Origin of the sequence: Pseudoalteromonas sp. EB27, from assembly GCF_001974875.1 — a bacterium.
In the GTDB taxonomy this organism is placed as follows: domain Bacteria; phylum Pseudomonadota; class Gammaproteobacteria; order Enterobacterales; family Alteromonadaceae; genus Pseudoalteromonas.
In genome coordinates, this window is the sequence record NZ_MTQD01000005.1 from 110,009 (window position 1) to 127,681 (window position 17,673).

Sequence of the window (17,673 nt, forward strand, 5' to 3'; positions counted from 1 at the left end):
TTGTGCTTATTATTCAATCTTAAACTTGTAACTAAAACACGCTATAGTGAGCGTATTAAAGCAAATTTATTAAAAATAAAGGACTTACCATGAGCGCGCACCCATACAATGTTTTATCACTTAATAACGGCGCAAATATTATTTTTACGCCCTGCCCTGGCACAAAAACGCAAAACCTAGCGGATTCAATCACCACATTAAAGGCGGCTGGCACTCACATGCTGCTTTCACTTATGCCGCAAAAAGAACTTGAAAAAAACAACGTACAAACAATTAATAGTGAGTGCAATAAGCACGATATAACGTGGTTTCATTTACCAATAAATGACGACGAAGCACCCAAACAGCCTTTTACATCAAGCTGGAACACCCACAAAACCGACATATTACAGGCCATACAACACAAACAAACCATTGCCATACATTGTAAAGGCGGCACTGGCCGCACAGGGTTGGTCGCTGCGCTTATTTTAAATTCGGCAGGTTACACAAAAGAAGAAGTATACAGCCTAGTACAAGGCATTCGCCCTAAAGCACTCACTATAGAATTGCAAAAAGAGTACTTTGAGAATTTTGAGGTGTAAGACAGAAATTGGGGAGGATTTAGCACTATAAATAGTGCCAATAATTCTATTTATAGCCTGTAATGAATTAGCACTGATAAGATTGATCACTTGTTATGCAACTCATTTAAACTTTGCCAAGAAATCATTTTTAATACATGCCTTAATACAGAAACTACTATAATTGTTAAAACGCATTAATTGCCAGATGACACCTTGTCCAAAGTCCAAATAAACTGGTTTTGTTGCTTTAAACCAAACATATCTAGGCCTTTTCCACTCAAAGAGGAAGTGTCCTACATGCGTGGATTTAATTATTCCATCTATTTTATCTGAGCTATGTATTTCTACTAACTCATTCGGACCTCGATACTCAGAAATAAAAGAATAAACGAAATGAGTTTTATGATTACTTGAATGAATAGATATATCTTCCATTGATTCATGCAGAGGATCAGGAAGCATCGCACTTAATTTTATGTTTTTCGCTAGATTACGACCATTTATTACCCAAATCATATCTCCGTAGAAATCCTCTCTTGATTTCAACTCAGCTTCAGACATTGGGGAGTTTTGAAATTCAATTACAATATTCTGCTCATTAACAACATCTGCAATATGCTTTTCACCACTTTTATCAAAGTATACTATTTCTTGATTATGATCTTCCCAATGATTTTTCCAATCTCGATGCCATTGGGATTCATTATCCCACCAAGGATCACAACTACATTTTACCTTGTGCGCCCAATGCCATCTAATTTTTGAACCACACTTTGCTACGGTTGGGCTACCACAATATATACAAACTCCTTTCATCTTAGGCAGAGGAGCTTGCTTAAATCCGTCAACTAATGAAAATTTCATAAGTACATAACACTCGGTTGTATAATGCCTCAATCAGCCGCTGCTGGATTGGCTTGTTATATTTATTTAACCAATTCAGGAGCGGGTAAAGTTTTTGTAATACTTTTATTTAGCGAATGATTGTCAAATGCTATAGAAACCATTGAAAGTTTCGCCACCAATTTTTCCCCCTTAAATAGAGCTAAATCCGTTCCTAATTCTGCACCATCAAGATCGGAGAGTGGAAAAGTTTTGTCAATTTTTTTCCAGCCAGATAATCCTTTAAGTAGGATTACTTCACTGTCTATTTTGATTTCGTATTGCCGAAAGCTGAGTACCATCCACCAAGCAAAAATAGATGTTGTAACCAAAGCGAGAATTAACGCCAAAAGTTGTTCATTTGGCGATAACGAAGTATTGCTCTCGCTAAGGAATAAAAGAGCGCCAGCATATATTGCAAAGAATCCGATACAGTTAAATGATAGTAAAAAAATTGATTTAAAAATGATTTGAAAAACTGAGCTACGAATTACAGACATGGTATCTCTATAAATATGACAATTTAATCTACGACATTTGACGCTTTATAAACCGACAAACGACCCTATTTTTTAACGTATTTACCTTATCCACCAAATAGCCAACTGTAAACAATTACTTAATTTCGAACAGATTATGTAATTGCAGAAACACACCCAAATGGGTGAGATCAGTAATATTGCTACAACAGATACTTCCCATACAACGCACATTGCTTATTGAATTCAGCCTGTGTTATTTAAAAGGCGGTGACTTAATTTTAAAGCCTTTAAAAACAGCTCAATATATACTCGCCAAACCCTTTATACCTGCACAAATGTATTCAGCCATAGCGCTTTACGATATTATGCTCTTTTATATTTAATTTAACTTTCAGGGCATATAATGACAACGCACACACCGCCTTCCCACTCAGCCAACACAGCTGAAAACACCTCTCTTGTTTACGTGATTTTTATATCGGCCGTGGCTGCTATTGGTGGCTTTTTATTTGGTTTTGACTCGGGCGTTATTAACGGCACGGTGTCGGCGCTCGGTAATGCATTTAATTCTAGCAGTGTGGCTACGGGCTTTAACGTAGCGTCTGTGTTACTTGGCTGTGCCTTAGGTGCACTTGCTGCGGGGCCGCTGGCTGATAAATTTGGCCGCCGTGCAATTATGATCATCACCGCGATTATTTTTGCCATTAGTGCATTTGGCTCAGGCATTAGCGAAAGCTCTGCGGAGTTTATTTTTTATCGTTTATTTGGTGGCTTAGGTATTGGTGCTGCATCGGTATTAGCGCCAGCTTACATTGCTGAGGTTGCGCCACCTGCACTTCGCGGTCGTTTAGCTACATTGCAACAACTCGCTATTGTACTGGGCTTGTTTGCTGCGTTTTTAAGTAACTATTTAATTGCTGATGCAGCAGGCAGTGCGCAAAATATTTTAATGCTTGATACAGCCGCTTGGCGCTGGATGTTTTGGGCTGAGCTTGTGCCTGCAGTGTTGTTTTTAGTCGGTGTATTGTTTATTCCTGAGTCGCCTCGTTATTTAGTGGCACAAGGTAAAATAGCCGATGCCAAAGCGGTATTTAGTAAAATATCGAACGACAATGTTGATGCGCAAATAAGCGATGTTAAAAGCTCTTTGCATACCGATAAAATGCCAAATATTCGTGATTTATTTATTGATGGCAGTAAAAAAGTACACCCAATTGTTTGGGTGGGTGTGGCGCTGAGTGTATTTCAGCAGTTTGTGGGTATTAACGTGGTGTTTTATTACGGCTCTGAGCTTTGGCAAGCCGCTGGGTTTGATGAGTCGCAATCGTTATTTATAAATGTATTAGCGGGCACCACTAATATTGTATCGACCTTTATTGCCATTGCCCTAGTTGATAAAGTTGGCCGTAAACCACTGTTGCTTGTAGGCAGTATTGGTATGTTTATTAGCTTAAGCGCGCTTACTTATATATTTGGTAGCGCAGGCCTTGATGAAGCAGGCAAACTTGCCCTTAGCGATAACATGGGTACTTTTGCACTTATTATGGCTAACTTATTTGTGGTATTTTTTGGATTAAGTTGGGGCCCCGTTGTGTGGGTGTTATTAGGCGAAATGTTTAATAACCGTATTCGCGGTGCAGCGCTTGCTGTTGCTGCAAGCGCGCAGTGGATTGCTAACTTTGCCATTACCATGACCTTCCCTATTATGCTGGCTAATATTGGCCTTGCAGGTGCGTACGGCTTTTATGCTTTATCGGCACTTATTAGCATATTTTTTGTTGTTAAATACATTAAAGAAACACGTGGTAAAACGCTCGAATCTATGTGATTTTTAAAAGCGGTGATTTTATTCGCCAGCAAAAAAAGTAACGGGTGCTAACTACTTAGCGCCTAATCAACAATTATCAATCGAAATGAAACAAACCGGCTTAGGCGTTTCTATTGTTTGGGAAATTTAAAAATGATAACAGAATTCACCCCAGTATCGGCTGCAATAGGCGGTGCATTAATAGGTATAGCGTGTACGTTATTACTGGTTTTATACGGAAAAATTGCGGGCATATCAGGCATTGTTAAGTCTGTATTCGCTAAAGCAAATTCAGACTCTCGTTGGCAGTTATACTTTATTTTAGGGTTGTTGTTGGCAGGAGTGGCTGTAAGGGTATTTGCGCCATCTTTATTAGAAGGCGAATTGCAATTACCGCCTTGGCTTATTGTTGTTGCAGGGCTTTTAGTTGGCGCTGGTACAACGTTAGCTAATGGGTGTACAAGTGGCCATGGTGTGTGCGGCATGTCGCGCTTTTCTACTCGCTCTTGGGTTGCAACATGCACATTTATGCTTGTCGCCTTCATTACAGCAAACCTTGTAGGATAAATAATGAAAGCAATTATGATGGTTGTTATAGGCTTTATATTTGGCTTAGGACTTATTGTTAGCGGGATGACAAACCCCGCTAAAGTGATTAACTTTCTTACCTATGGAAACCAATGGGACGGAAGCTTAATTATAGTGATGGCTGTTGCCATGCTAATAATGATGCTGACATGGTTATGGGTTGCAAAAAAAGAAAAGCCATTTCTTTCAGGAACGTTTAATTTAAGTGATTTAAAAAAAATTGATGCACGCTTAATTATCGGCTCGGTACTTTTTGGTTTAGGCTGGGGTTTAAGTGGTATATGCCCAGGCCCGGGTTTGGTTCAATTAGTATCTCTTAAAATGGAGTTTTTATTGTTTTTTGCAGCCGTGCTAGGCGGTATGTGGTTAGCCAAAAAAGTATAATATTTGCTGCCGACTAAACTCGGCAGCTACTTTTACCCAAACAAAGGTACATAACTTGCTGCAATATATATAAAACTATATTGAACAGGTTTAAGTTATGCTAAATAAAGCGCTGGAATTTTCTAACAACACACCTTGGTTAGGCGCAGCGTCCTCCCTTTTACTTATAGCTATACTACTGTTTTTAATTCGTTTTTTTGTAATGTACTGGCTAAAAAAATGGACTTCAAAAACCAAATTTATATTCGATACTTTACTAATAGAGTCAATATCTAAGCCGCTAACACTGTGCACAATTATTGTGCTACTCACCATTTTAGAGCACGACACTTTCATTATTAGTACTTCTATTTCTCAACAGATCCCTTTTAATAGCATTAATATTGTATTAGCGCTGCTTGCACTTATTATGTTTTTAGACCGCTTTATTATTGGCACTATTAATTACTATGGTAAACAATCTGCCGTGGTTTTTAATTCAAAAAGCATAATTAAAGGCGTGATACGCGTTACATTATCGTCAGTGGGATTACTGGTATTAATGGGCACGTTAGGTATTTCTATTACGCCCATTATTGCCTCGTTAGGTATTACATCACTGGCTGTTGCTCTTGCTTTGCAACCTACCCTCGAAAACTTTTTTTCTGGCGTGCAGCTAGTAATAGATAAACCTATAAGGGTGGGTGATTTTATTGAGCTTGAATCTAAGGAGCAAGGCTTTGTTGATCATATAGGCTGGCGATCTACATGGGTTAAAATGCTACCTAACAATATGATTATTATACCTAATAGCCAATTATCTAAATCGCGTATTATTAATTACTTTTACCCTGAAAAAGAGCTAAGCGTGCCTGTTGATATAAGTGTGCATTACGATTCAGATTTAGAATTTGTTGAACAAGTAACACTTGAAGTGGCTCGTGAAATACTTATTTCACACGAATGGGGTGTTGATGATTACAATACCTTTGTGGTTTTTCATACCTTTGATAGATCAAGCATTAACTTTACGGTGATGCTTAGAGCTAAAGAATACTTTAATCGCTTTTGGGTAAAATCTGCTTTTATAAAAGCCCTGCATAAACGCTATAAAAAAGAAGGTATTGTAATCCCCTTCCCTATTACGGCTATTAACACTACACAAGAATCCGCTAAATTTAATAGTGATAAAAAGGTGCAAGGCGATACTTAAAACAAAGCGCGAGAGACACTCGCGCTAATAAGTATTAAAACTTGTAGGTTATTTGCCCAACAATTTCACGCGGGCTACCCGGAAAGTGACCGTTACGCTGGCTAAATCCGCTTACAGCATATTCCTTATCAAACAGGTTGTTAATATTTACACTTAGTAATACGTCATCAAAGCGACTCGTCCAGCTCATATCAAATACGGTAAACGGTTTTACTTTTTGACCATCGGAGCTTACTTGCTCACTCACATAATTAGCGCCAAACGCAATAGAGGAATTAATTGCATCGAGTCCATAGCGTGACCATAAACCCGCCTGGTGGCGCGGCGCATTAGCAAAGCGCGAGCCATCACCAAATGTATCTGAAAGCGTATCACCCGTTACACCGTCTACTACTTGCGTATCGTTGTATGCGTAATTAGCCGTTATTGTCCAATGCTCGGATAAATCGCCTACTAAGGTTGTTTCAAATCCACGGCTTTCTACTTCACCTATATTTAATAATGCGGCAATGCCATCACCCGCGCCCGTATCGTCAGGGTTGCTCATTACCACATTTTCTTTATTAATTTGATAAACAGCAAATGTACTCATTATTTTGCCATCAAACCATCGGTTTTTCATGCCCAACTCGGTTTGTTTACCTGTTTCTGGGTCTAAGTTGCCCTCGCCTACAACATCTTCCTGATCGCCCGACGATGTAGGATTAAAGCTTTCAGAGTAGTTTATGTAAACAGAGGTGTTTTCTATTGGCTGGTACGTTACTGCAACGCGAGGTGTTACACCGTTATCGGAATAGCTAAAGCCTGTTTCCTTATTTAATTCTTTAAAGTAATCGTAGCGTAAGCCTGCAATTACGGTCCATTGTTCGCCGATACTTATAACATCTTGAGCGTATACACCAAAGCGATCGGTATCTACACCATCACGATCTAAATCGGTTAAGTTATAGGTGCTAGGGTCTGTTTCACCGTAATTAAGTGTATAAATATTTAAGTTTGCTACACCATCAGCCTCATATCGGGCACGCAAGTAATCGTACTGCGTTTCTACCACATGGTAATCGCCACCAAATAAAAATTGATGCTCTAAATTACCTTGCTCAACGTTATATACAAAATCAGTTGTTAAGCTTATTTCTTCGTTTGCTCGAAACTGTTTGCGGTATTCTCGTCTTATAGTTTCATCATCTATATTAGCAACGCCATCACCATTTACGTCAACCCAATTTTGCGACTCGTGATACGCTTGGTCGCGCTCATTATCAAGGTATCGCACAGTAGAGCTAACAGAAAAGTCATCAGAAAAACTATGTTTTAACTCAGCTTGAAGCACCAAAGCTTCCATATCTTGATAGTCAAATGATTCGTTCGCGTTATACGAAGGGTCTACCAGAAAGTTGCCGTTATCATCTACCGGTACTCCACGTAAGCGATTGCCACCTAAGTCTTGTTTTATGTAATCAATACTTGTTGTAAGCGTTGTTGAATCACTCAAATCAAATAACAATCCGCCTGTTAGCTCGGTGTTTTTTGAGTCTGCATTGTTACGAAAGCTGTCTTGCTCTTCATAAAAACCACCCAATCTATAAGCCATTGTATCGCTTAAACCACCGGTCATATCGAGTGATGCGCCACGCGTGTTGTAGTTACCCAAGGTGAGCTTTAATTCGCGCTTTTCTAAGTAGCTTGGTTTTTTGGTTACGTAATTAATCATCCCACCAGGTTCGCCACCGCCATATAAAGCTGAGGCTGGGCCTTTTAATACTTCAACAAGTTCAACATTAAATAACTGCGGTACACCAAAGCCTGAGTACGGGTCGCCGCGCACACCGTCGTAAAATACATTGGCATCATCTCTAAAACCACGAAAAGTTACGCCTGAGTAGCTATATTCGCTTACGCCAGCAATTGAGCGGTATAAGTCGGTAATGTCACGCGCGGCTTGGTCAATAATAAGTTGCTCGGTTAATACCTGCGCAGATTGCGGTAATTTAATAAGATCTAAATCCGTTTTAGTACCAATTTTACTTTCGGTTTCTAGGTAAAATTGCTGGGCACGGCCAGTTACTTCTATTTTTTCAATATCGTTATTTTGCTCGGCAAATGCCACATTAGAAAAAGCAGAAAAAGACGCAGCAATACTGAGCGCCAAATATTTTTGGTTAAACATATTGATCCAAAGAAGAGGTTTATAAAACACTGTGAATGATAACGACTATCATTAACATGTGCAATGTAAATAATTTCATATTCATCCTTATTTTTCGAATGAAGAGTTTTTGAGTAACACACTAAATTTGCAGCTCAGCATTAAAAAAATTAATTAGCATTACTGGAATACGGAATTGATATAATATAACATACCTTTAATTGTAATTTAATAAGATTATTAAATGATAAATAAACTGCCCGTCACAGTGTTATCAGGTTTTTTGGGGGCTGGTAAAACCACTGTACTTAGCCATATTCTTAATAACAGGCAAGGTAAAAAAGTGGCTGTTATAGTTAACGATATGAGCGATATAAATATCGATGCAGCCACTATTAAAAACGATGTATCGCTCAATCACAGTAACGAAAAGCTCGTTGAAATGAGCAACGGTTGTATTTGCTGCACCTTACGTGAAGACTTGCTGATTGAAGTAGGAAAACTGGCCAAAGAAGGTCGTTTTGATTATCTCGTTATTGAATCAACGGGTATATCTGAGCCCCTCCCAGTGGCCGAAACATTTACCTTTACCGATGAAAACGGTAATTCGCTGGGTGATGTTGCCACTCTTGATACAATGGTAACGGTGGTTGATGCAGTCAACTTCTTAAACGATTACGAGCAAGCAAACGATCTACAACAAACGGGTGAATCACTTGGTGAAGACGATGATCGCAGTGTAGCCGACCTACTTGTTGATCAAGTTGAATTTGCCGACGTAATTTTAATAAGTAAAACTGATTTAATAACATCTGTTCAATTAAATAAACTTACTGCCATTTTAAATACACTTAATACTCAAGCCAAAATCATTCCTATTTCAAACGGCAATATTAATATAAATGAAGTACTCAACACCGGCCTATTTAACTTTGAGCGAGCTCAACAAGCTCCTGGTTGGCTTAAAGAAATGCGCGGTGAACATATCCCCGAAACCGAAGAATACGGAATTAGCAGCTTTAATTACACAGCTCGGCGCCCCTTTGATCCTGAAAAGTTTTATAACTTTCTTCACAGTACAGAGCAATTTGGCAAGCTTATCCGCTCAAAAGGCTATTTTTGGCTAGCAACGCGTCCGTTATTTTGCGGGCAATGGAGCCAAGCAGGCGGTATTGCTCACTACGGATTTGCTGGTATGTTTTTTAAGGCCATCCCCCAACAAGAGTGGCCTACCGAGCCCGAACTGCTTGCTGATATTAATAATAAATGGGTAGAGCCTTTTGGTGATATGCGTCAAGAGCTTGTGTTTATTGGTCAATCGTTAGATCAACAAGCCATGATGAACGCGCTTAATAACTGCTTATTATCAGAAGATGCCGTACTCAAGGGTAAGGACTTTTGGAGAACCTATAACGACCCGTTTCCTATTTGGGAGGAAGAATAATGAACGCACTAGCCCCAATAACTGCGCAAATAAAGCCTGCGGAACCGCTGTACCGAAAAGCAGCTAAAGAGTGTGACGCCAATGTATTGCCACAAATTTATAACCAAGACACTAACATTGTTATTTGGAAAAGAGGCCTTGAGCAAACATTAACAAATGCAGTTAATACACTGCTTACCACCTACGCGTTAAAGCCAATAGAACTTGCTTTATCGCCCGATGACGCTTTTGATCAGTTAATAACTGCGCTTAAGCCAGAAGATAATAATCGTGATGAAGTTAATACACTTTGTGAAGACATTGTCTTACTTGTTGAAATGTTTTGCTGCCTGTTTGATTTAAAGCGCGCTGGGTTAAGGCTTACCGTATTGGAGCGTCCCATGTGTCCGCGTTTTCATGTAGACAAAATTCCGTGCCGGTTAGTTACTACCTACCAAGGCGTTGCTACGCAGTGGTTAAATCACAGCGATGTAAACCGCTCAAAGCTAGGTACGGGTAATTTAGGTAAACCAGATGAAGAGTCTGGTTTATTTGAAAACTTAAGCAATATTAATCAACTACAACAAGGTGATGTGGCACTGCTTAAAGGAGAATACTGGGATGACAACGAGGGTGCAGGTTTAGTCCATCGCTCGCCACCAGTGGCTGTAAACGAGCAACGCTTATTACTCACGCTGGATTTTATTTAATGCGTTTAAATTAATAATATACCTAATGTAATGGCGTCTCTTTTCAATAATTGGCCAACCCTTTTTAACACTCAATGCTAATACAAAAAACGCTCCATAAAGGAGCGTTAATCAAAGCATCTATCTATTAACTAAAATAGACCTTAAGCAGATAGCGGCATTGGAATATCTGTTGCGGATACTTTTTTCATGCTGCCTTCTTGCTCTAAGCGAATATGCCAGCTAAACGCTTCTTCAAGTAAATGAGGCGTATGCCCGCCACGCTCACAAGCGCGCTCGTAATAGTCTAACATTGCTTCGCGATAATCTGGGTGCACACAATGCTTAATAACTTGTACAGCACGCTCACGCGGTGCTAAGCCACGTAAATCAGCTAAACCTTGCTCGGTTACTAAAATATCAACATCGTGCTCATTATGATCAACATGGCTCGCCATAGGTACAACGCTTGAAATAGCGCCATTTTTAGCAATTGACTTAGTCACAAATATAGCTAAATGAGCATTACGAGCAAAATCACCCGAGCCGCCAATACCATTCATCATTCGTGTGCCACACACATGTGTTGAATTTACGTTGCCGTACATATCAAACTCAAGTGCAGTATTAATGGCAATAATACCTAAACGGCGCACTATTTCAGGATGGTTAGAAATTTCTTGAGGGCGTAACACTAGTTTATCTTTGTATTTTTCTAAATTATTAAATACTTGTGCGTTACAACGCTCTGACAAAACAATTGAGCTGCCCGATGCAAAGCTCATCTTACCTGCGTCAATTAGGTCAAACGTCGAATCTTGTAGTACCTCTGAATACATTGTTAAGTCTTTAAAGTCAGAGTCGAGTAGCCCCATCATCACTGCATTAGCAATGTTACCAATGCCTGCTTGCAGCGGACCTAAATTAGCTGGCAATTTATTTTGAGCCACTTCGTCTTTAAAAAAGTTAACCAAATGGCGCGCAATTGATGCAGTGTCTTCATCAGGGTCGGTTACGGTAGAAAACGAGTCGCTTTGGTTAGTAAAAACAATACCAACAATTTTTGCAGGATCGATAGGAATAGCAGTGCTACCAATACGGTCATCTACTTTAACTAACGGCATTGGTTGGCGAGTAGGACGATACGAGGGAATGTATATATCGTGCAAACCTTCAAGATTAGGGTTATGCAGCATATTAATTTCAACGATAACTTCTTTAGCAAAAATAGCAAAACTCGCTGAATTACCTACCGATGTAGTTGGCACAATATGCCCTTCTTCGGTAATAGCGACTGCTTCAATAACAGCTACATCAGGCATGGTTAATTGATGATTACGTAAATGCTCAACTGTTTCAGATAAATGCTGATCAATAAACATAACTTCGCCGTTATTAATCGCTTTACGTAAAGTACTATCTACTTGAAAAGGCATACGACGCGCTAAAATGCCCGCTTCGGTAAGTAGTTTATCTAAATCATTACCTAAAGATGCGCCCGTCATTAAATTTATTTTTATTGGATTTTTTTTGACTTGCTCAATTAACGCTCTGGGTACTGCTTTAGCTTCTCCGGCACGAGTGAAGCCACTCATCCCTACAGTCATTCCATCTTTAATAAACAGACTAGCCTGCTCAGCAGACATAACTTTATTGTGTAGATTACTATTGCGAATACGTTCCAAGTTCATTTTGAGCCCCTTTCTAAATTTCACATTATTCTAATCCTAACTTCGTACTAAACAATCTAGACTTAAGTCGCATTTACGAAGTGGGGATAAGCAATATGCTAAAAAGAGAAACAACCTTACAACTTGTTAACATTAATACGTGGTTATTATTAATACTTTCAACAAAAATAAAACAATAACTTGTACTGTAATCCATAAATTAATTGCATTATTATATGAGATGAAATGTTTTTTGAAGAATTAAGATTATTAATTTAAACACCCAAATGAGGAATTTGGGTGGCAGTCTTACCAGCCACATCTCGGCACACACGTCACAAACTGTGGCTGCTCCCTTCCGGGCCTGACCAGGTTCGCCTGCTAGTGTTGCGAGAGGACCAATAAGACTACCATTGAGGGCCTTGGTTGGCGCGGGAAGGATTATCTCTACTTTTGCTCTGTTATTCAAGGGATAATCTAAAAAGAAAGTGCGATTGCATACTTCATATACAATCGCGGTGCATTTAGCTGTTTTAGTGCGTATTAATTGTTCTCTAACTGTGCTTTTATATTACGAAGTGCTGCTTTTACTTTTTTCATGTTTTCTGGACCCATACGTAAAAGCTGTTTTTGTGCCGCAGGTAATTGCTCCCACTCCGAAAACGCATACTGGTACGTTACTGAATCACGTAGTAACGGCAAATCACCTTCTGGCTCTGGCGTATCAAGTAGTAAATCGATAGCATCCTCCAAGGTTTGATTAAACTCATCATCACCGTAGCCAATTTCACTGTAAGCATTATTTATAAGTGGCTTGTACTCTTCGTACATGCGAACGGCTTGCGCTGCACTCATACTAGTAAATATTTTTACGTACGGTGTGTAACGCTCGTAGCTGTTAGGGTTAATCGTTAGGATGTCACCTTCATTTACGCTAAATTTCTCTTCTGGCTGTACAACAGGCGTGTGCTTTTTAGCTACTTTACCTTTAGCTAGGTTATCTACAAATACAACACCACGGCGAATTACATCGTCGGTTACCATTAAGCTCATTACTGAGTCGCTTAGGTATTCGTCGATTTTTGCAACAACAACCGCATCACTTTCGTTAAGCGTTGGTAATGGTTTTACTTCAGGCACCGGCTCACTTGGGCTTTGTGCTGGCACTTCAAGCTCTGCTGGCTTTTCTGGCATAACTGATGGTGCGTCAACTACGGGATCGTTTTCAGGTTTAAGCTCCATCATTGGTTGCTCTTTTGGCGCTTGCTCTACCTCTGTGCGTGTTTGTGGCTCATCACTTGGCTTTAATAGTACAAACGCGGCTGCGCACACAACTATTATTAAAATAATAACGGCGAAAAGAAAATTGTTATTAGGCGGACGTTTTTGAACATCTGACGCTTCTGGTTTATCTGACATACAAACTCCATAAAAATTAAAAGTGCGTTATCACTCAGAGTTCTCTGAATGGAAAAAATTCATCATGAGTAGTAACTATAAATACATAACTATTTTAGCTTACAAATATAAACATAAGCTTACTGTACTTACTATTACTCAGTTATCCTTTGATTCTTCTAGCTTAAAGACTTACAGTTAATAAATAAAGTAAAGACGTTGAACAGTTTAAACACCAATATGAAAATCAAGCAAGTCGATCCAGAAAAACCAAAAATAGCCCTATTATTAACGGGCGGTGGCGCACGAGCTGCTTATCAAGTGGGTGTACTTAAAGCGCTAGCTCATAGTATGCCTCGTACTGCTCCATTGCCGTTTAGAGTAATAAATGGCACCTCTGCTGGGGCTATTAACTCTGCGGCTTTAGCATGTTACGCCTCTTGTGCACATTTAGCTGTACGAAAACTTGAATCAGTTTGGAAAAACTTTTCGACCTCGATGGTTTATAAAAGTGACTTCTTAAGCGTATTTGGTCATATTGCGCGTAATATTTTAACTAGCTTTCAGTCAGAGCATATTAATCACCCACCAGCGAGTTTGCTAAATAATCGCCCTCTACGTGGTTTGCTCAATGAGATTTTAGACTTACACCGGATAGAGCGTAACTTACACCGTAATTATTTAGATGCGCTGTCTATTACAGCTTCTAGTTATACGACGGGCGACTCTGTTGCGTTTTTTCAATCAAATACGCAAACACCATGGCAACGCGCCAAACGCGAAGGCCAAGCCACGCGTATTAACGTTGAGCATTTAATGGCGTCGAGTGCCATTCCTATGGTGTTTCCAAGTGTAAATATTTATAACCATTACTTTGGTGATGGCTCTATACATCAGCTTTCGCCCTTGAGTCCGTCGATTCATTTAGGTGCTGAAAAAATATTTATTATTGGGGTCGACCAGCCTAAAGAGCTTCACCCACCGGGTTATTCGCCGCATTACCCTGGCTTATCAGCTGTTGCAGGGCATTTACTCGATAGCGTATTTACCGACACTATGCAGTCGGATTTAGAGCGACTGGAACGCGTTAACCGCACTTTAGGATTACTCCCCGCTCGTGATAAACATCAAGAACTTAAGCAAATTGATACCTTTGTTATTAACCCTTCGCAAAACTTTAACGCCATTGCCGCGCAGTATTACGACGATATGCCGTGGGCGATTAAAGTATTACTGCGTACGATCGGTGTTAAAAAACATTCGCAATCGAGTTTGACCAGTTACCTATTGTTTGAAAAACGCTACACCCAACATTTAATGCAAATTGGCTATGAAGATGGCATGGCGCAGTTACCTAAAATGCGTGAGTTTTTAGAGTTAGATTAAGCCCAAACAAGCACATTATTCTATCCCGTCGAGCAGGTAGTGCTCTACCCGCTCAACACGCCTTGGTTTACCTTGTAGTACTAAAACGTCGTTAGGTAACAAGGTTGTTTGCGCTGATGGCGTGTCTATTTCGGATCCTTCTCTGCGAAGTGCTTTTACGAGTACTCGCCGCTTTTCTAAATTTAGATCTTCAATTGTTTTACTCACGGCATAAGCTTGCTTGGGCAATGCTACAACGTGTAAATATTCTAATCGGTCGGTTGAGGCATCTTCGCTATCTTTAAAATACCCTGCGTAAAAACTTTGCATTAATGGATAACGATTACGTCGCTCTTTACTTACTCGGCGAACAATACGTGTCATGGGTACGCCCGACATAGACAACACATGCGACACGAGCATTAAGCTCGCTTCTAACGACTCGGGCACCACTTCGGTTACACCTAGCGCTTTTAAATAATCGAGCTGGCTGTCGTCACGAGTCCTAATAAGTATTTTAACGTTAGGTGCTATTTGCTTTATGGCATCAATAACAACTTGCGCGTGATCAAACTCAGTAAAAGTAATAATCACCAACCGAGCTCGCTCTACTCCTGCGCACTTTAAAATATCTTTTTGCTTAACATAACCAAATATTACAGGCTCGCCAGCCGCTTTGCCTTCTTGTACAAGTATTGGGTTACTTTCGATGGCAACGTAGTCTATTGCTTCGGGCTTTAAAAAACGAGCTATAGTTTGTCCAACACGCGAAAAACCACAAATAACAACATGATCGCTATAAAGTGTACTACTTTGTGGCTCACTCTCCAGCGCTAAACTTGGGCGATCGAGTATGCCTAAACGATTTAAAATGAATGGCGTTTTATCAATCAAAAATGGTGTAAATGCCATTGAAAGCACACCCAATGCAATTAAAAATGAAGCTTGCTCTGAGTTTAATAACTGATGCTGGCCAGCAAGTGCGATAAGTACAAAACCAAACTCTCCCATTTGCCACAACATAATGCCACAGGCGAGTGAATCTTGGTTTCGTTCATGCATTAGCCGCGCACTAAGTGCTACTACTGTAATTTTTAATATGAGTAACCCAAGCAATGCGCCAATAATTATTACTATGTGCGCCAGTACAAATAAAATATCTAGCTGCATACCCACAGTTACAAAAAACAGCCCCATTAATATATCGCGAAATGGACGTATATCGGCCTCTAACTGATGCCTATAATGGCTCTCACCTAACATCATTCCCGCTAAAAATGCGCCCAATGCCATAGACAAGCCAAACATATACGTTAAAAAGCCCGCAAATAGCGCTACTAATATAGTCGTAAGTACAAACAATTCATCGGTTCGTACTTGCGCTATTTCTTTAAATACAATGGGCAATACCCATTTACCAATTGCCCAAAGGAGCACACATACAAATGCACCTTTACTTAGGGCAAAGGCTAAAGCCCAGCCAATACTTTGTGAGTCGCTTGATGCAAATAAGGGAAGTATTATTAATAGAGGAACAACAGCAATATCTTGAAAAAGCAGCACACCAACGGCTAACTGCCCTCGTCGCTGATTAAGCTCACCCGTCTCTTTTAATAGCTTAACAACCACCGCAGTTGAAGAAAGCGCCATAATTGTGCCAATAGTAAAGCTGGTGAGTAGAGAAAAGTCTAAACAATATAAGATAATAATGAAGAGTAAGCTGGTTATGCCTACTTGCAGAGATCCCAGTCCAAATACTAGGTTTCGCATTGCCATTAACCGCGAGATAGAAAACTCTAACCCCAAACTAAATAACAAAAAGACAATACCAAGCTCTGCTACAAACTCTATTTCATGAGATTGTGCTAACCAACCAATACCATGGCTACCGGCTAAAACCCCAGTTGCTAGGTACGCTAAAATAGGCGGCAAGCCAATGCGTTTAAAAAACCACACAAAAAGCACTGCCGCTACTAATAAGCCAAAAATTTGAGCATTAATACTTTGCAAATGCAGCCTCGCGCTTAAATTAAACTAGTAGCTTGTAAGTAAATATAGCAACCATATGTTTTTCAGGCAATTTTAAAATATGGCACAAAAATAGCTTAGTTATTGCAAAGTAACACCCTCGGGGGAGAATTTAATGGAAAACGTCCATATTTTGACGCAACGTGTGTCAGGTCGCGGTGATTTTTTGCCGTTTTCGGCTGAACATTCACCAACAAACGAAATAACAGAAACACATAAACTCGTTACAGAGCTACAAACAAGCTTAGTGATTGAGGATGTTTTAGCTATATACGCAAAATTTACAAAACAATTGTTAAATTTTTCTGGTTTACAGTTTCAATCAACATTAGGAACTACACAAACATCAGAAAGTGACACAAATAGTACTCCCTATATTTTTGATTTAGCTATTGGTAATGAACACTTAGGGCAACTAATTTACTTTAGTAAGTTTCCGCTTGGCCAAGCAATTGAGAAAAAATTAAATATTTTACATACTGCGCTGCTTTATCCAATTCGCAATGCAATGATGTATAGCAGAGTATTAAAGCTTGCTACAAAAGATGCATTAACCGGTTTAAACAACCGTAGTCAATTTAATGACTTTTTACTGCAAAAACTTGAAAACTGCCGTCGTTATCAGCGTCCATTTAGTTTAATGCTACTTGATCTGGATAACTTTAAACAAGTTAACGATAACTTTGGTCATAAAATTGGTGACGATACACTTAAAGAATTTTCAAAAGTACTGTGTAGCAGCATACGTGGCACTGACTCAGTGTTTAGATTTGGTGGTGATGAGTTTGCTTTACTTATTGAAGACCCTGAGTTTACCACTAATAAAGTGATTGCTGAACGCATAATGTGCTTAGTAAGAAAATCGCCATTAATGTCTAAGTACAAAGTAACAACCAGTATTGGTTTTACTTTAGCTAACAGCCAAGACAGCGAAACTGAAATATTTGCTCGAGCAGATAAAGGCTTATACAAAGCAAAAGCATCTGGCAGAAACTGCGCAAAAGCCTACTAATATTTGCTTAAACTAATTGAATAAAAAAGCCTAGCTTC

At 39.5% G+C, this 17,673-nt stretch carries 15 protein-coding genes and 1 other RNA gene; 9 read left to right on the forward strand and 7 right to left on the reverse strand.

The features are described 5' to 3' along the window. The first annotated feature begins 89 nt into the window (after nt 1–89). On the forward strand, nt 90–584 hold the full coding sequence (locus BW142_RS07325) for a dual specificity protein phosphatase family protein (protein WP_076924433.1): 495 nt from the start codon (nt 90–92) through the stop codon (nt 582–584). A gap of 102 nt (nt 585–686) precedes the next feature. Here the strand turns inward: BW142_RS07325 and BW142_RS07330 are convergent, their stop codons facing one another. Next, entirely contained in the window at nt 687–1,430 is a 744-nt protein-coding gene (locus tag BW142_RS07330) for a competence protein CoiA family protein (RefSeq protein ID WP_076924434.1), read from the reverse strand. Between the two features lie 62 nt (nt 1,431–1,492). After that, nucleotides 1,493–1,948: a hypothetical protein gene (locus BW142_RS07335; protein WP_076924435.1), complete on the reverse strand. Its 456-nt coding sequence runs from the start codon at nt 1,946–1,948 to the stop codon at nt 1,493–1,495. 385 nt (nt 1,949–2,333) lie between these two features. On the opposite strand from BW142_RS07335, the gene BW142_RS07340 reads away from it, so the two are divergent. The 4 genes from BW142_RS07340 to BW142_RS07355 all read left to right on the forward strand — a co-directional run bounded on the left by BW142_RS07340 (nt 2,334) and on the right by BW142_RS07355 (nt 5,901). After that, entirely contained in the window at nt 2,334–3,758 is a 1,425-nt protein-coding gene (locus BW142_RS07340; protein WP_076924436.1) for a sugar porter family MFS transporter, read from the forward strand. A gap of 132 nt (nt 3,759–3,890) precedes the next feature. After that, nucleotides 3,891–4,304, forward strand: a complete 414-nt coding sequence (locus BW142_RS07345) for a YeeE/YedE thiosulfate transporter family protein (protein WP_021032090.1) — start codon at nt 3,891–3,893, stop codon at nt 4,302–4,304. Between the two features lie 3 nt (nt 4,305–4,307). After that, entirely contained in the window at nt 4,308–4,709 is a 402-nt protein-coding gene (locus BW142_RS07350; RefSeq protein WP_076924437.1) for a DUF6691 family protein, read from the forward strand. Nucleotides 4,710–4,806: 97 nt separating this feature from the next. Then, nucleotides 4,807–5,901, forward strand: coding sequence for a mechanosensitive ion channel family protein (locus tag BW142_RS07355; RefSeq protein ID WP_076924438.1), 1,095 nt, complete (start codon nt 4,807–4,809; stop codon nt 5,899–5,901). Between the two features lie 34 nt (nt 5,902–5,935). On the opposite strand, the gene BW142_RS07360 is transcribed toward BW142_RS07355, so the two are convergent. Beyond that, nucleotides 5,936–8,071: a TonB-dependent siderophore receptor gene (locus BW142_RS07360; RefSeq protein WP_076924439.1), complete on the reverse strand. Its 2,136-nt coding sequence runs from the start codon at nt 8,069–8,071 to the stop codon at nt 5,936–5,938. A 223-nt stretch (nt 8,072–8,294) separates the two neighbouring features. Here BW142_RS07360 and zigA point away from each other — a divergent pair, with 223 nt between their 5' ends. Both zigA and BW142_RS07370 read left to right on the forward strand, forming a co-directional pair. Further along, on the forward strand, nt 8,295–9,494 hold the full coding sequence (gene zigA, locus BW142_RS07365) for a zinc metallochaperone GTPase ZigA (protein ID WP_076924440.1): 1,200 nt from the start codon (nt 8,295–8,297) through the stop codon (nt 9,492–9,494). After that, entirely contained in the window at nt 9,494–10,183 is a 690-nt protein-coding gene (locus tag BW142_RS07370; RefSeq protein ID WP_076924441.1) for a DUF1826 domain-containing protein, read from the forward strand. Before zigA ends, BW142_RS07370 begins: the two co-directional genes overlap by 1 nt. Before the next feature lie 143 nt (nt 10,184–10,326). Here the strand turns inward: BW142_RS07370 and BW142_RS07375 are convergent, their stop codons facing one another. The 3 genes from BW142_RS07375 to BW142_RS07385 form a co-directional block, all read right to left on the reverse strand. Next, nucleotides 10,327–11,853, reverse strand: coding sequence for an acetyl-CoA hydrolase/transferase family protein (locus BW142_RS07375; RefSeq protein WP_076924442.1), 1,527 nt, complete (start codon nt 11,851–11,853; stop codon nt 10,327–10,329). A gap of 286 nt (nt 11,854–12,139) precedes the next feature. Further along, nucleotides 12,140–12,236: signal recognition particle sRNA small type (ffs, locus tag BW142_RS07380), an RNA gene on the reverse strand. Between the two features lie 139 nt (nt 12,237–12,375). Continuing rightward, the gene (locus BW142_RS07385; RefSeq protein ID WP_076924443.1) at nt 12,376–13,251 is read right to left on the reverse strand and encodes a DUF3014 domain-containing protein; all 876 of its coding nucleotides are present in this window, start codon (nt 13,249–13,251) and stop codon (nt 12,376–12,378) included. A 219-nt stretch (nt 13,252–13,470) separates the two neighbouring features. On the opposite strand from BW142_RS07385, the gene BW142_RS07390 reads away from it, so the two are divergent. Then, nucleotides 13,471–14,616 carry a patatin-like phospholipase family protein gene (locus BW142_RS07390; RefSeq protein WP_024599802.1) on the forward strand — a complete coding sequence of 382 codons (1,146 nt, stop codon included), beginning with the start codon at nt 13,471–13,473 and terminating at the stop codon, nt 14,614–14,616. Nucleotides 14,617–14,631: 15 nt separating this feature from the next. Here BW142_RS07390 and BW142_RS07395 read toward each other — a convergent pair whose 3' ends face one another. Next, nucleotides 14,632–16,605 (reverse strand): monovalent cation:proton antiporter-2 (CPA2) family protein, encoded by a 1,974-nt coding sequence (locus BW142_RS07395; RefSeq protein ID WP_076924444.1) that lies wholly within the window; start codon nt 16,603–16,605, stop codon nt 14,632–14,634. Between the two features lie 133 nt (nt 16,606–16,738). Between BW142_RS07395 and BW142_RS07400 the strand changes: the two genes are divergently transcribed. Then, the gene (locus tag BW142_RS07400; RefSeq protein WP_076924445.1) at nt 16,739–17,635 is read left to right on the forward strand and encodes a GGDEF domain-containing protein; all 897 of its coding nucleotides are present in this window, start codon (nt 16,739–16,741) and stop codon (nt 17,633–17,635) included. Nucleotides 17,636–17,673: the final 38 nt, after the last annotated feature.

What these genes read in the sequence shown, in the direction of transcription:
- BW142_RS07370 (WP_076924441.1), top strand. Translation starts at nt 9,494, where the DNA reads ATGAACGCACTAGCCCCAATAACTGCGCAAATAAAGCCTGCGGAACCG.
- BW142_RS07340 (WP_076924436.1), top strand. Translation starts at nt 2,334, where the DNA reads ATGACAACGCACACACCGCCTTCCCACTCAGCCAACACAGCTGAAAAC.
- BW142_RS07330 (WP_076924434.1), bottom strand. Translation starts at nt 1,430, where the DNA reads ATGAAATTTTCATTAGTTGACGGATTTAAGCAAGCTCCTCTGCCTAAG.
- BW142_RS07400 (WP_076924445.1), top strand. Translation starts at nt 16,739, where the DNA reads ATGGAAAACGTCCATATTTTGACGCAACGTGTGTCAGGTCGCGGTGAT.
- BW142_RS07375 (WP_076924442.1), bottom strand. Translation starts at nt 11,853, where the DNA reads ATGAACTTGGAACGTATTCGCAATAGTAATCTACACAATAAAGTTATG.
- zigA (WP_076924440.1), top strand. Translation starts at nt 8,295, where the DNA reads ATGATAAATAAACTGCCCGTCACAGTGTTATCAGGTTTTTTGGGGGCT.
- BW142_RS07350 (WP_076924437.1), top strand. Translation starts at nt 4,308, where the DNA reads ATGAAAGCAATTATGATGGTTGTTATAGGCTTTATATTTGGCTTAGGA.
- BW142_RS07345 (WP_021032090.1), top strand. Translation starts at nt 3,891, where the DNA reads ATGATAACAGAATTCACCCCAGTATCGGCTGCAATAGGCGGTGCATTA.
- BW142_RS07325 (WP_076924433.1), top strand. Translation starts at nt 90, where the DNA reads ATGAGCGCGCACCCATACAATGTTTTATCACTTAATAACGGCGCAAAT.
- BW142_RS07355 (WP_076924438.1), top strand. Translation starts at nt 4,807, where the DNA reads ATGCTAAATAAAGCGCTGGAATTTTCTAACAACACACCTTGGTTAGGC.
- BW142_RS07360 (WP_076924439.1), bottom strand. Translation starts at nt 8,071, where the DNA reads ATGTTTAACCAAAAATATTTGGCGCTCAGTATTGCTGCGTCTTTTTCT.
- BW142_RS07390 (WP_024599802.1), top strand. Translation starts at nt 13,471, where the DNA reads ATGAAAATCAAGCAAGTCGATCCAGAAAAACCAAAAATAGCCCTATTA.
- BW142_RS07335 (WP_076924435.1), bottom strand. Translation starts at nt 1,948, where the DNA reads ATGTCTGTAATTCGTAGCTCAGTTTTTCAAATCATTTTTAAATCAATT.
- BW142_RS07385 (WP_076924443.1), bottom strand. Translation starts at nt 13,251, where the DNA reads ATGTCAGATAAACCAGAAGCGTCAGATGTTCAAAAACGTCCGCCTAAT.